The 13,225-nt window shown below is 64.5% G+C and carries 12 protein-coding genes; 5 read left to right on the top strand and 7 right to left on the bottom strand.

Annotation, left to right across the window (positions count from 1 at the left end):
* The 3 genes from FNJ47_RS38305 to FNJ47_RS38295 form a co-directional block, all read right to left on the bottom strand.
* Positions 1-208: enoyl-CoA hydratase/isomerase family protein (locus tag FNJ47_RS38305; RefSeq protein ID WP_175068478.1), on the bottom strand; the 208-nt coding region annotated here is incomplete at its 3' end.
* Positions 205-1,350, bottom strand: a complete 1,146-nt coding sequence (locus tag FNJ47_RS38300) for an isobutyryl-CoA dehydrogenase (protein WP_163161022.1) — start codon at positions 1,348-1,350, stop codon at positions 205-207. The genes FNJ47_RS38300 and FNJ47_RS38305, both read right to left, overlap by 4 nt.
* 119 nt (positions 1,351-1,469) lie before the next feature.
* Positions 1,470-2,966 carry a CoA-acylating methylmalonate-semialdehyde dehydrogenase gene (locus FNJ47_RS38295; RefSeq protein ID WP_163161021.1) on the bottom strand — a complete coding sequence of 499 codons (1,497 nt, stop codon included), beginning with the start codon at positions 2,964-2,966 and terminating at the stop codon, positions 1,470-1,472.
* Between the two features lie 120 nt (positions 2,967-3,086).
* Between FNJ47_RS38295 and FNJ47_RS38290 the strand changes: the two genes are divergently transcribed.
* Together FNJ47_RS38290 and FNJ47_RS38285 are read left to right on the top strand one after the other, a co-directional pair.
* Positions 3,087-4,004: a LysR family transcriptional regulator gene (locus tag FNJ47_RS38290; RefSeq protein ID WP_163161020.1), complete on the top strand. Its 918-nt coding sequence runs from the start codon at positions 3,087-3,089 to the stop codon at positions 4,002-4,004.
* Positions 4,005-4,104: 100 nt separating this feature from the next.
* The gene (locus FNJ47_RS38285) at positions 4,105-4,599 is read left to right on the top strand and encodes a ParB N-terminal domain-containing protein (RefSeq protein WP_163161019.1); all 495 of its coding nucleotides are present in this window, start codon (positions 4,105-4,107) and stop codon (positions 4,597-4,599) included.
* Between the two features lie 54 nt (positions 4,600-4,653).
* Here the strand turns inward: FNJ47_RS38285 and FNJ47_RS38280 are convergent, their stop codons facing one another.
* Positions 4,654-5,262 (bottom strand): TetR/AcrR family transcriptional regulator, encoded by a 609-nt coding sequence (locus tag FNJ47_RS38280; RefSeq protein ID WP_163161018.1) that lies wholly within the window; start codon positions 5,260-5,262, stop codon positions 4,654-4,656.
* 60 nt (positions 5,263-5,322) lie between these two features.
* Positions 5,323-5,862, bottom strand: a complete 540-nt coding sequence (locus FNJ47_RS38275) for a PaaI family thioesterase (RefSeq protein WP_163161017.1) — start codon at positions 5,860-5,862, stop codon at positions 5,323-5,325.
* Between the two features lie 132 nt (positions 5,863-5,994).
* Between FNJ47_RS38275 and FNJ47_RS38270 the strand changes: the two genes are divergently transcribed.
* Together FNJ47_RS38270 and FNJ47_RS38265 are read left to right on the top strand one after the other, a co-directional pair.
* On the top strand, positions 5,995-6,765 hold the full coding sequence (locus FNJ47_RS38270; protein WP_163161016.1) for an enoyl-CoA hydratase: 771 nt from the start codon (positions 5,995-5,997) through the stop codon (positions 6,763-6,765).
* 291 nt (positions 6,766-7,056) lie between these two features.
* Complete coding sequence (locus tag FNJ47_RS38265; RefSeq protein WP_163161015.1) at positions 7,057-9,336, top strand: FdhF/YdeP family oxidoreductase; 2,280 nt, start codon at positions 7,057-7,059, stop codon at positions 9,334-9,336.
* 104 nt (positions 9,337-9,440) lie between these two features.
* Here FNJ47_RS38265 and FNJ47_RS38260 read toward each other — a convergent pair whose 3' ends face one another.
* Entirely contained in the window at positions 9,441-11,027 is a 1,587-nt protein-coding gene (locus tag FNJ47_RS38260; protein ID WP_163161014.1) for a hypothetical protein, read from the bottom strand.
* Positions 11,028-11,260: 233 nt separating this feature from the next.
* Positions 11,261-12,520: an MFS transporter gene (locus FNJ47_RS38255; RefSeq protein ID WP_163161013.1), complete on the bottom strand. Its 1,260-nt coding sequence runs from the start codon at positions 12,518-12,520 to the stop codon at positions 11,261-11,263.
* A 291-nt stretch (positions 12,521-12,811) separates the two neighbouring features.
* On the opposite strand from FNJ47_RS38255, the gene FNJ47_RS50030 reads away from it, so the two are divergent.
* Positions 12,812-12,979, top strand: coding sequence for a hypothetical protein (locus FNJ47_RS50030; RefSeq protein ID WP_165446054.1), 168 nt, complete (start codon positions 12,812-12,814; stop codon positions 12,977-12,979).
* Positions 12,980-13,225 lie beyond the last annotated feature (246 nt).

The raw sequence follows: 13,225 nt of genomic DNA, 5'->3' as shown, positions 1-13,225 counted from the left end.
CGGCGCACAGGCCGCGCTCGCCGGCCCCCTCCAGCACGATAACCGCGACATCAGGATCGGCTTCGAACACGTCGAGCGCCTTGTCGATGTCGTGGAACATCTCCAGCGTCACGGCATTGATCGCCTTCGGCCGGTTGAGCCGGATGATGCCGGCCGCCCCTTCCTTGCGCGCGATCAGGTCGCCTTCGGCAGCGGCCACATCATTCATCGTGCGCCCTCGATCAACTTGCGCGACACGATCAGCCGCATGATTTCATTGGTGCCCTCGAGGATCTGGTGCACGCGCAGGTCGCGCACGATCTTCTCGACGCCGTATTCGCTGAGATAGCCGTAGCCGCCGTGCAGTTGCAGCGCCTGGTTGGCGACCTCAAAGCCGACATCGGTGCCGAACCGCTTCGCCATCGCGCACAGCATGGAGGCGTCCGGGTCCTTGCGATCGAGCGCGGCCGCCGCGCGCCACAGGAAGGTGCGTGCGGCTTCGAGTTCGGTCGCCATGTCGGCGATCTTGAACTGCAGGGCCTGGAATTCGTCGAGGCGTTTGCCGAAGGCCTTGCGGTCCTTCATGTAGGCCAGCGCCTTGTCGAGCGCCGCCTGCGCGCCGCCGAGCGAGCACGCCGCGATATTGAGGCGGCCGCCGTCGAGGCCGGCCATCGCGATCTTGAAGCCGATGCCCTCTTCCCCAAGCCGGTTCTCCACCGGCACACGGGCATTCTCGAACACGACCGCACGGGTGGGCTGGGCATTCCAGCCCATCTTGCGTTCATTGGCGCCGAACGACACGCCCGGCGTCTTGCCGTCGATCACGACCGTCGAGACGCCACTAGGACCTTCGCCGCCGGTGCGCACCATCGCGACCAGGAGATCGGTGCTGCCGGCACCCGAGATGAACTGCTTCTGGCCGTTGAGCACGTAATGATCGCCGTCGCGCACCGCGCGGGTACGAAGCGCGGCGGCGTCGGAGCCGGCGCCCGGCTCGGTCAGGCAGTAGCTGGCGATCAGCTCCATGGTGCAGAGCTTCGGCAGCCATTTGTGGCGCTGGGCGTCGTTGCCATAGGCATCGATCATCCAGGACGCCATGTTGTGGATCGAGATGAACGCCGACGTGGTCGGGCAGCCCGTCGCCAGCGCCTCGAAGATCAGCGCCGCGTCGAAGCGCGTCATCGCCGAGCCGCCGACATCATCCTTGATATAGACGCCGCCGATGCCGAGGCCGGCGGCCTCGCGCATCACGTCGACCGGAAAGTGCTTCTTCTCGTCCCATTCGAGCGCGTGCGGCGCGATCCTCGAAGCCGCAAATGCCCGCGCCATGTCGCGAACCGCGATCTGGTCCTCGTTGAGAGCGAACTGCATTCTGGCTGCTCATTGTTGTCGTCATTGCGAGGAGCGAAGCGACGAAGCAATCCATTCTTCCAGGTCGAAGATAGTTGGATTGCTTCGCTGCGCTCGCAATGACGGCCTAGGCTACACCATCACTTCATAGTCGGGATCGAGAACTCCGCACCGTCCTTGACGCCGGACGGCCACCGCGAGGTCACCGTCTTGGTCTTGGTGTAGAAGCGGATCGAGTCCGGGCCGTGCTGGTTGAGATCGCCGAAGCCGGACTTCTTCCAGCCGCCGAAGGTGTAGTAGGCGATCGGCACCGGGATCGGCACGTTGATGCCGACCATGCCGACATTGACCTTGGCCGCGAAGTCGCGCGCCGTGTCGCCGTCGCGGGTGAAGATCGCAACGCCGTTGCCGTAATCATGGTCGGACGGCAGCGCGAGCGCCTCGTGGTAATCGTGAGCGCGCACCACCGAGAGCACCGGGCCGAAGATCTCTTCCTTGTAGATCCGCATGTCCTTGGTGACGTTGTCGAACAGCGAACCGCCGAGATAGAAGCCCTTCTCGTAACCCTGCATCTTGAAGCCGCGGCCGTCGACGGCGAGCTTGGCGCCTTCCTTGATGCCGATGTCGATGTAGCTCTTGACCTTCTCGACCGCCTCGCGGGTCACCAGCGGGCCGTAATCGGCCGACGGATCGACCGACGTGCCGATCTTGAGCGACTCGACGCGCGGGATCAGCTTTTCCATCAGGCGATCGGCGGTGGTCTTGCCAACCGGCACCGCAACCGACACCGCCATGCAGCGCTCGCCGGCCGAGCCGTAGCCCGCGCCGATCAGCGCGTCGACGGTCTGGTCCATGTCGGCGTCGGGCATGATGATGGCGTGGTTCTTGGCGCCGCCGAAGCACTGGCAGCGCTTGCCAGTCTGCGCGGCGCGTTCATAGATATACTGTGCAATGGGCGTCGAGCCGACGAAGCCGATCGCCTTGATATCGGGATCGTCGAGGATGGCGTCGACCGCTTCCTTGTCGCCGTTGACGACGTTGAGGATGCCGGCCGGAAGCCCTGCTTCGATCATCAGCTGGGCCAGCGCCATCGGCACGCCGGGATCGCGCTCGGACGGCTTCAGGATGAAGGCGTTGCCGCAGGCGATCGCGGGCGCGAACTTCCACATCGGGATCATCGCCGGGAAGTTGAACGGCGTGATGCCGGCGACCACTCCGAGCGGCTGGCGCATCGAATAGATGTCGATGCCGGGGCCTGCGCCCTCGGTGTACTCGCCTTTCATCAGATGCGGGATGCCGCAGGCGAACTCGGCGACTTCGAGGCCGCGCTGGATGTCGCCCTTGGCGTCGGGAACTGTCTTGCCATGCTCACGCGCCAGCAGCTCGGCGAGCTTGTCGTAGTCGCGCTGCACCAGCTCGACGAACTTCATCATGACGCGGGCGCGGCGCTGCGGGTTGGTCGCGGCCCATTCCGGCTGCGCGGCCTTGGCGTTCTCGACCGCGGCGCGGAGCTCGGCCTTGGAGGCCAGCGCCACCTTGCCCTGAACCTCGCCGGTCATCGGCTCGAAGACATCAGCCGTACGGCCCGATGTGCCCTTGACCTCCTTGCCACCGATGAAATGTCCGATTGAGCGCATGGATAAACCTCCCTGAAGGACCTGAATCACCAGCCGGCCGGCGGGATCACTTTACAAACCCTATTGACCCTGCATTTTATAGGATTCAAGTCCGATAAATTGCACCATAGATGTGCGGAAATGCTGGATCAAGGCGGCGGCACAATCGACTGGGATGACTTCCGCTTCGTGCTTGCCATCGTGCGCGGCGGGTCGGTTTCGGCTGCCGCCAAGCAGCTCGGCGTCGATCATGCCACAGTGATCCGGCGTGTCGACCGGCTGGAAGGCCACCTCTCCGCAAAACTGTTTGATCGCCGCAAGACCGGCTATCTGCTGACCGAGGCCGGCCAGCGTGTCGCCGACAGCGCGGAAGCGATGGAATCCACCATCGTCGCCAACCAGGAGGCGGTCGGCGGCTCGCGCGCGCATCTCACCGGCACGGTGCGGATCGGCGCGCCCGACGGCTTCGGCAGCCACTTTTTGGCCTCGCGGCTGGTCAAGTTCACCGAGCGGTACCCCGATCTCGATCTGCAACTTGTCGCCACCGCGCGGCTGTTCTCGCTCTCCAAGCGCGAGGCCGACATCGCGATCAGCCTGACCATGCCGAAGGAAGGCCGCATCGTCGGCCGCAAGCTGCTCGACTACACGCTCGGGCTTTATGCCGCACCCCGCTATCTCGCGCAGGCGCCGACCATTACCGCCCGTGCCGACCTGCCGCGGCACCGCTTCGTCGGCTACATCGAGGAGCTCTTGTTCACGCCGGAGCTCGATTACCTGCCGCAGGTCTCGCCGAAGATCTCGGCGAAGTTCCGCAGCGCTAATCTGATCGCGCAGCTCAACGCCACCATCGCCGGCTTCGGCATCGCCGTGCTGCCGCACTTCATGGCGACCGCCCACCCCGAGTTGCAGCCGGTGTTACGGGACGAGGTGCGGATCTCCCGCACGTTCTGGCTGCTGATGCACGCCGACAGCAAGGACCTCGCCCGCATCCGCGCGGTGGCCGACTACATCTACGAGACCGTGGAAGCCGAGCGCACGCTGTTCAGCGGGCCGGCCTGACCAGCCCGACCCATCGAGCACAGCTGGAGAAATGCCTTGGCGGCATGGAGCTTCATCCTTAAACCGTATTGTGGACGGATCCTGAGGAGGGAGTAACACTGTGCCCGACCCGGAAAGTCTTGCAATCGACCAGATCTACGTTCCCGTTAAGAAGAGGAAAACTCTCAGGCCTGAGCTGGTTCAAGAAATCGCGGCGAGTATCCTGGAGGTTGGGCAACAAATGCCCATTCTCGTTCGGCCTGATGATGGCCGGCTCGTTTTGCTCGAGGGATTGCATCGGCTCGAGGCCTGCAAGGCGCTCGGCGAGACGACTATTCTCGGAGTCCGGGGTTCAGCGGAGACTGCTCACCACAAGGCGCTGTTGTCCGACGGAGCTGAAGCCGAGGCAGAGCGGGACAAGATGGCGCGACTGAAGAAGCTGCGCCTCGAAAAGGAAGCTTCCGCGACGGCGGCCAAGGAAACTGCATCAGCCGAGCTTCGGTCGCCTCGTTCCGGTACGAGCGTCAGACGAGGGTCGTCGGGCGATCCACCATCAAAAACACGGACGCTGTCGGAATGGCTCACGCAACAAAAGCGCGATGGTGGTCGTTATTGATTGCCGGTTCGGTCACCAAAGCGGGAAGAAGCATACGGTAGGCCAGGAACTGCCCTAGTTCGCCTTGGCACGCGGCTTCTTCGCCGCTGTCGCGCGGCCGAGCACCGCCTCACGCCCGGCCGACAGGATCTCATCGGACATTTCGCCATTGCCCGCGATCCGCGACATCACGATGGTGCCCATCATGGTCGCGAGCGCGGCCATCGCCTGCTTGCGCGCGGCCTTGCGCGGCAGGTCCTGGATCTGGTCGGCCATCATGTCGATCATCTGGTCGAGCTTGAGGGCAAAGGCCTTCCGGGTCTTCGGGCTCTCGCGGGCGATCTCGGCACCGAGCGCCGGCACCGCGCAGCCCTGGCCCGGGTCGTCGCGATGCACCGCCGAAAGATAGCCGTCGACCATGGTCGCAAGCCGCTTCTCCGGCGGCACTTCCGCCGTGACCTTGCGCCAGCGCTCGTTGGCGCGATCCATGGCGTAGTTGAAGGCCTCGATCACCAGCGCCTCGCGCGAATCGAAATGTGCGTAGAAGCCGCCATGGGTCAGGCCGGCGTCCTTCATCAGGTCGGCGACGCCGATACCATGGGCGCCCTTCTCGCGCAGCCGCGTCGCGGCCTTCTTCACGATCCGCGCGTGGGTCTCCTGCTTGTGTTCTTTCGAATAGCGCATGCCGCTCTCATGGAATGTTTCTAATCATATAATAGCAGATTTGCGCCGGGAATGCTGCAGTTATTTCGCTTTCGGTTCCCCTCCGAGCATCGAAAATGTCGCAGTCGCGTGCACCGCAAGATTGCCCCGGCCGTCGCGGACGAAGCCCTCGGTGTAGCTGGTCTGCCGGCCGAGCTTGATCACCTTGCCCTCGGCCGAGATGGTTCCGGAGCGCGCCGACAGCGGGCGCAGATAGGTCAGCTTGAGGTCCAGGGTCACTGAGGTCTGCTCCGCCGGCAGCATGGTCGAGATCGCACAGCCCATCGCGGTATCGAGCAGCGCAGCCGCGGTCGCGCCGTGCAGCAGGCCGATGGTGTTCTCAAGGCTCTCATGCGGCTCGAGTTCCATGACGATGCGCCCCTCCTCGACCACGGCGACGCGGAAACCGATCAGCTTGGCCATCGGCGGCGGCGGCAACCGGCCGTCGCGGATCGCGCGCATCGCCTCGATCCCGGACATCGGCATCGCCGCGTTGGCCACCGGCCCCGGGGCCTGCCATTCCACCACGCGTACGCGTTTCAGATCGGGCGAATGAAGATCGGTGGTCTCGGCGGCGGTCATGACGGCTCCATTTATATGATGAACATAATTCTATATATCCGCGCCGTGCGGCGCAACTGTCGCACCGTGCTTGACAGAGATATGCTTTGTCCGGGACATGGCGCGATCAATTCCTGCGCCGGGACTTTTTCCATGGACATGCTCAATCCCCACTGCGGCATCGACCGCGACGAAAGAGGCGTCGTCCGCCTCACGATCTGCAACGCCGGCAAGCTGAACATCGTCAGTTCAGCCGTGACCAACGGCGTGCGCGAAGGCTTTGAACATCTGGCTGCCGACCGCACCATCCGCGCGGTGATCCTCGCCGGCGAAAGCGAGCGCAGCATGATCGGCGGCGCCGATATCAAGGAGATGGCGACGCTCGACCAGAAATCCGCCGAAGCATTCATCAGCCGCCTGCGCGATCTCTGCGAGGCCGTGCGCAAATTCCCGGCGCCGGTGATTGCCCGCCTGCCCGGCTGGTGCCTCGGCGGCGGCCTCGAGGTCGCCGCCGCCTGCGACGTCCGCGTCGCCGCGCATGACGCGATGTTCGGCATGCCCGAGGTCCGCGTCGGCATCCCCTCGGTGATCCACGCGGCGCTGTTGCCGCGCCTGATCGGCTGGGGCCGCGCCCGCTGGCTGATGATGACCGCGGAGAACATCGACGCCCCGACCGCGCTCGCCTGGGGTCTGGTCGATACGGTGGCAAAGCCCGGCGGTCTCGATGAGGCCGTCGAACACACCGTCAAGGCGCTGCTGGAATGCGGCCCCGAAGCGCTGCGCATCCAGAAGGACCTCCTGCGCCAATGGGAAGAGTTGCCGCTGACCGAGTCGGTCAACCTCAGCGTCGGGGTGTTCGGCAAGTCGTTCCAAACCGGCGAGCCGCAGCGGCTGCTGCAGGGATTTTTGGATCGCAAGCGGTAGTAATGACACCTGTAGCCCGGGATGGAGCGCAGCGAAATCCGGGACCTGTCATCCGCGGATCAAACTGCCCCGGATCGCGCTTCGCTCCATCCGGGCAACGACACCAGCCTGACAGAGTGTTGACCGCGGGCGTCAGCGGACTAGTCTAACCTCCATCGCGCGGCCGGCGCTTCGGATCGAGAACGTCGATCGGAACGCAGCGGTTTCGCACATCGCCGCACTCGCGGCCAACAACACAATCAGCTTCGGGACAAACGCACGGGGCACACTTCAACAGTTGCAGGAGGACATATGGTCCAGAAGCGCGACATTCCCGGTATCCGACCCTATGATGCTCCCGCCGGTGGCTGGGGCGCCCTCAAGGCCACCGCGATCGCGGTGCGCGACCAGATGGATCTGGTCGAGGCGCCGATCACGCTGCTCCGCACCAACAAGCCCGATGGCTTCGATTGTCCGGGCTGCGCCTGGCCGGACAAGGAGCACACCTCCACCTTCCAGTTCTGCGAGAACGGCGCCAAGGCCGTCACCTGGGAGGCGACCAGCAAGCGCGTCACCGGCGAATTCTTTGCCGGCCACACCGTCACCGAATTGCTCGGCTGGACCGACTTCCATCTCGAGAACGAGGGCCGCCTGACCGAACCCCTCGCCTATGACGCCGCGAGCGATACCTACCAGCCGATCACATGGGATAACGCCTTCGCGCGGATCGGCGAAACGCTTCGCAGCCTGCCCAATCCAGACATGGCCGAGTTCTACACCTCCGGCCGCGCCTCGAACGAGGCCGCCTTCCTGTTCCAGATCTTCGCGCGCGAATACGGCACCAACAATTTCCCCGACTGCTCGAACATGTGCCATGAGGCGACCAGCGTCGGGCTGCCGCAATCGATCGGCATCGGCAAGGGCACGGTGTCGCTGGACGATTTCGACCATTGCGAGCTGATCATCGCTATGGGCCACAACCCCGGCACCAACCATCCGCGCATGATGGGCACCTTGTGGGAGGTCTCGCGCCGCGGCGTGCCGATCATCGTGTTCAATCCGCTGCGCGAGCGCGCGCTGGAGCGCTTTGCCGATCCGCAGGATCCGATCGAGATGGCGACGCTGGGCTCGACCCGCATTGCCTCGACCTATTATCAGCCGAAGGTCGGGGCCGACGCCGCGGTGCTGAAGGGCGTCATGAAGGCGCTGATCGAGAAGGACGACGCGACGCACGATGTGCTCGACCATGCCTTCATCGCCGAGCACACCAACGGCTTTGCGGCGTTCGCCGCCGATCTGCGCGCGACGCCGTGGGACAAGATCGAGACCGTCTCCGGCTTCAGCCGCGCCCAGCTCGGCGAGGTCGCGGCCGCCTACGCCAAATCCAGCGCCACCATCGTCACCTATGGCATGGGCATCACCCAGCACATGCGCGGCACCGACAACGTCCAGCAGATCGCAAACCTGCTGCTGCTGAAGGGCAACTACGGCAAGCCCGGCGCCGGCATCTGCCCGCTGCGCGGCCACTCCAACGTGCAGGGCAACCGCACGGTCGGCATTACCGAGAAGCCCAACATCCCGATGTTCGAGGGCATCGAGCGTACCTTCGGCTTCAAGCCGCCGAGCCATCACGGCCACGACGCGGTCGCGGCGATGGAGGCGATCGACGACGGACGATCCAAAGTGCTGGTCTGCCTCGGCGGCAATTTTGCCATCGCGCTGCCCGATCCCGAGCGCTGCACCGCCGCCATGCGCAAGCTCGAGCTCGCCGTCCATCTCGGCACCAAGCTCAACCGCTCGCATCTTCTGGTCGGCAAGCAGTCGATCATCCTGCCGGTGCTGGGCCGCACCGAGCGCGACATCCAGGCCTCCGGGCCCCAGGTCGTCACGGTCGAGGACTCGATGTCGATGGTGCACGCCTCGCGCGGCAAGCTGACCCCGGCTTCCGAAAATCTGCTCTCGGAATCGGCGATCGTTGCCGGCATGGCGATGGCAACCCTGCCGGCGAGCAAGGTGCCGTGGACCGATCTGATCGCCGATTACGACCGCATCCGGGACGCCATCGAGGGCGTCTTCCCCGACTTCAAGGATTACAACGCGCGGATCCGGATTCCCGGCGGCTTCCGCCTGCCGCTGCCGCCGACCGAGCGCAAATGGACGACGGCGTCCGGCAAGGCCGAATTCCTGATCTTCGACGGCCTCGAAGAGGACCCGGTGCTATCGGACAAGTCAGTCCTCAAGCTCGCCACCATCCGCAGCCACGATCAGTACAACACCACGATCTATGGCTTGAACGACCGCTATCGCGGCGTGTTCGGACGCCGCGACGTGCTGTTCGCCAACGAGGCGGACTTGACCGCACGCGGCCTCGCCCATGGCGACCTGGTCGAGATCGAGACCGCGCTGCTCTCGGGCGAGCCGCGGCGCCTCACGCTGACCGCGATCGTCTACGACATCGCCCGCGGCTCGGTCGCCGCTTACTATCCGGAGGCGAACGGCCTCGTGCCGCTCGACTATCAGGACAAGGAAAGCGGCACGCCGTCGTACAAATCGGTGCCTGTCCACATCCGCCGCGCCGCCCAGGCGGCGTGAGCGCAATCCTCCCGCAGCATCGATCTTTCGATCGCAGCAAAAAAGAGTGGACACGGATCGAGGCGTTCAACCTCGATCCGCGTCCTTCGTGGATTGCTGCGTTCCTAGTCCTCGGATTCGACGAAGGGCGGTCTGAAATAGCCGGCCTGGACGCCGAGCTGGAAGCGGCCGATCGATCGGTAGTCACCGAGATTGCTGCTCGGCTGCGGCGTGTTGTAGCCCGCGAACACGATCGTCACGGTCCGCTCGTCGGTCAACACCGCCTGCGGATCGTAGACCCGGCCGCTGAAGAAGTTCGTGGTGTAGCCCTTCCCCGGCGGCACGAATGGCGCCACCTCCGCGGCCGTCAGCCTGTCGGCGCCCTGGACGTTCACGAGCGGCGCGTTCAACGGATACGAGCGCGGGCCCGCGGGATCGACCACCGTATCCGTGGACAGGATCGGGTTGTCGAAGCCGTTGACCACGTGCCACTTCAGGAGATCGCCTGCGCCGCGAACCGGATTGTCGGTTTCGGCATAGCCGACGAAATGGAAGCCGTCGGAATCGTTATCCAGGCAGTTTCCAGCGCCGAAGAACATGCCGAAGCGTCCGTCATGGATACGCAGGATGCTGCCGCTGCCGAGCCAGCGAATGCCGTTCAGCGCGATCGTGGTCTGGTCGTTGAGGCCAGTCGCCGCGCCGACGTCGGTAAAGTTCACGCCGTCCGAGGTCGTTGCGACACGGATCGTGATCACGTCGTGGTTGGTCTTCCTCGGCTTCTTGTTGACGAGGTTGGTCAGCGCAAAGGCCGGCGTCGCCGGGCACACCTGGGTTGCCGGGAAGTTCTTGTCGCCGGGGGTGAGATTCTTGGAGACGTAGACGACGGCCGTCTTCTCGCCCATGTGCACGGAGCCCAGGATGGCATCGGGGTCCGTCAGACCGGTGGTCGCGGTCGCCGTGGCTTCGAGCTTGGGATAACCGCCGGACGCAAGCGGACTGACATATCCGAATTCCGGAAGTCCGAACAACGAGAAATCCTCCTCGCCGCGGTGAAGCGGATGGACCACGAGCTGATCGCTATCGATGTGACCGTCGGCACGGTTGAGATGATAGATTCGTTGCCTGCCCTTCACGGACAGCACGAAGGCGTGTCCGAGCCCGTTGTCGCCAGCGTTCGCGCTCGACGAGCCATATGCGGTCTTCACGCCATTGACGTTCACGTTCAGATTGTCCGGGTCGGTCGCATCCCACGGGCAGTAGGGGTTGAGTGCCAGGGCCTTGCCCCTGAACTGCCAAGTCGCACCCCAGTCCGTCGAGATCGCCGCGACCGTCGCCTCCTGCTCGTTTCGCGGGCGGTAGTCGAACAGGCCTTCCAGAACGGCTCCGCGCCGGCGCACGAACGGAAAGTAATAGGGCTGCATCACGCTCTTGCCGTGATTGATCGTGGTTTCTCCGCTCGCCGAGCAATAGTCAGCATAGGGCGTCCCGTAGAGGGCCGGATTGTAGGGCGGCGTGAGGCTGCCGGGCGGCACGATGCCGGACGCATCATGATGAAAATGTTGTCCGGACTGATGCAGCGTCCACGGCCCGTGCTCGATCACGGATTCCGTCAGGCTGTTGGGAACGAATGAGAATGTGGAGCCGGCATGGACGGTCGATGCGGCCGCGAGCAAGACACCGGCGGCGGCAGTGCCAAAGAGCAAGCGCGTCATGGAGCTGAGCCTTTTTGTCAGGGGGGCAATTCGATAGATCAGGCAATGCGGAGGGCGCCCCGGAAATATGCGGAGCGTTGCAAGCCGGATCGACACCTAACACCGGCCTCCGACAGACATGTGACGGCTGGATGTCCTCCACAGCCAATCCGCGCGGGCTTCGCTGTTCGAGCCGCGAGCGGGCAAACCGCGCATCCACAGCTGCGGCCGCGGACGCGTCGCCGTGCCCGTCGCTACCTGGCGTTCGCCGGTGCGTGCACCGGCCAGAGATCGGCGCGCCAGTGCAGCGCGATCGCCAGCATCGCGATGAAGCCGGCGCCGGCGAGCAGCGTGCCGGTTGCGGTGTAGCCGATCAGGTCGATCAGGCTGCCGGCCGCGAGCAGGCCGAGCGGCAGGCCGTAAATCACCATCATGCGCACGCCCATCACCCGGCCGCGCAGATGCGCGCTGGCATTGCGCATCAGCATCACGGCCGCCGAGATCATCGACATGCTCTGCGCGATGCCGGCCAGCACCAGGCAGGCCATCGCCACCGGCATGGTCCTGAGTTCGACGAATACCAGCAGCATCGCATACCATGCGAGCGTCGCGCCGATCAGGAGCCGCGCGATGCGCACACCACCGGCCATGCTGAGCGTGATCGAGCCGATCAGCGAGCCGACCGCAAAGCTCGCCGAAAGATAGCCGAGGCCGGTCTGGTCGGTATGGAAGATGTCGCGCGCCACGAAAGGCAGCAAGCCGTTGGTGAGCGGAAACGCCGTGAGATTGGCGAGGAACGCGACGCAAAGCGCGGCGCGCATGCCGGGGCCGCTCCAGGCGTAAACAATGCCTTCCTTGAGGTCGCGCAGCAGCTTCGAGCCCGGCAGGTCGATCGCCGCCTGATCCACCGTGCCGTGCGACTTCGGACGGCTCATGCAGAGCATCAGGATGGCGGCGACGAAATAGAAGCAGGCGATCCCGACATAGACATAGCCGATGCCAAGCGCCGCGAACAATCCCGCCCCGGTCAATGCGCCGGCGATGCGTGCCGAGTCTTGCGTGGTGCGCGCCAGGCTGATGGCGCCGACCAGTTGCTGGGGCGGCATGATATCGGCAAGCAGCGCGCCGCGCACACCGAGATCCGACGGGCGGATCAGCCCCATGACCGCGACGATGATCATGACGTTCAGCGGCGCCAGGTGCCCTGTCAGCGCCAGCGTCATGAGGGTCCCGGCCAGCGCGGTGTAGGCAAAGCGCATCACGGCCAGCAGATCGCGATGCCCCATCCGGTCGCCGATCATCCCGACCACGGGCGCCACCAGCGTGCCGACATATTGCAGCGAGGCGAGCACCGTCAGCAGCAGCACCGAGCCGGTCTCGACCATGATGTACCAGCCGAGCACCAGCGTCTCGACCTCGAACGCCCAGGAGGTGAGCAGGTCGGATGGCCATTGGAAACGGTAGCTACGGATGCGAAATGGCGCGAGCGCGGAGGTCCGCGTGGTCCCGCTCACGACGCGATGACGCGTGTCACGGCGTGTCCTGCCCTTTTCTTGGTTCTTCTGGGTCTCGATTCCGGATGTTGATTCGGAGTCTTGATTCTCTTGGGAAAACGTCCTTGTTCCGGCAGGGTACCGCCGAGGCGGTCGGTGTCAATCGAAGCCGCCGCATGCGGCCATGCACGGCGGGATCGGCGACCGCGTGCTGCACTGCCCGCCCGGGCTCGCCCAACGCGGCCACCGGAGCGGCAGCCGCTCAGCGGCCTAATTGTGGTAGTATGCCGGGCCGAAACCGCGGAGGATCACATGACAGCCTTCGAAGTTTTCGCGATCTACGTGACGCCCTTTGTGATCATCGGGATCGCAATCAAGCTAGCGATGAAGCGTTACGCCATCGATCTGCCCGACGTGCAGAAGCAGGCAGGCTCCGCGCCGAAGCGACGATTCTTGCTCGGCGCCTGGCGGAAGGACTAAGTCACGTCGCAGTCGACTGTGTGGGATGGATAGAGCGAAGCGAAACCCATCGATTACGAAATCCAAAACGCGGGCGCGTCATGTCGCGAGAACGCGACACAAAAATCCATCACCGTCATCCTGACAGCTTGTGAAGCTTTCGGGTTTGGCCTGTTATGACGGTGGTTGGGTTATTGCGAAGCTGCGGCCGAGTGGCCGATGTGGTGTTCAGGCGCTATTGAGCCGATACGCCTGCAAGATGTTGTT

The sequence above is a fragment of the Bradyrhizobium uaiense genome, assembly GCF_010811875.1.
GTDB classification, from domain to species: domain Bacteria; phylum Pseudomonadota; class Alphaproteobacteria; order Rhizobiales; family Xanthobacteraceae; genus Bradyrhizobium; species Bradyrhizobium uaiense.
The sequence above is the reverse complement of the archived record's forward strand: the minus strand, read 5'-3'. Positions and strand labels throughout refer to the sequence as shown.

What these genes read in the sequence shown, in the direction of transcription:
- FNJ47_RS38270 (WP_163161016.1), top strand. Translation starts at nt 5,995, where the DNA reads ATGGACATGCTCAATCCCCACTGCGGCATCGACCGCGACGAAAGAGGC.
- FNJ47_RS50030 (WP_165446054.1), top strand. Translation starts at nt 12,812, where the DNA reads ATGACAGCCTTCGAAGTTTTCGCGATCTACGTGACGCCCTTTGTGATC.
- FNJ47_RS38265 (WP_163161015.1), top strand. Translation starts at nt 7,057, where the DNA reads ATGGTCCAGAAGCGCGACATTCCCGGTATCCGACCCTATGATGCTCCC.
- FNJ47_RS38290 (WP_163161020.1), top strand. Translation starts at nt 3,087, where the DNA reads ATGCTGGATCAAGGCGGCGGCACAATCGACTGGGATGACTTCCGCTTC.
- FNJ47_RS38300 (WP_163161022.1), bottom strand. Translation starts at nt 1,350, where the DNA reads ATGCAGTTCGCTCTCAACGAGGACCAGATCGCGGTTCGCGACATGGCG.
- FNJ47_RS38280 (WP_163161018.1), bottom strand. Translation starts at nt 5,262, where the DNA reads ATGCGCTATTCGAAAGAACACAAGCAGGAGACCCACGCGCGGATCGTG.
- FNJ47_RS38275 (WP_163161017.1), bottom strand. Translation starts at nt 5,862, where the DNA reads ATGACCGCCGCCGAGACCACCGATCTTCATTCGCCCGATCTGAAACGC.
- FNJ47_RS38295 (WP_163161021.1), bottom strand. Translation starts at nt 2,966, where the DNA reads ATGCGCTCAATCGGACATTTCATCGGTGGCAAGGAGGTCAAGGGCACA.
- FNJ47_RS38260 (WP_163161014.1), bottom strand. Translation starts at nt 11,027, where the DNA reads ATGACGCGCTTGCTCTTTGGCACTGCCGCCGCCGGTGTCTTGCTCGCG.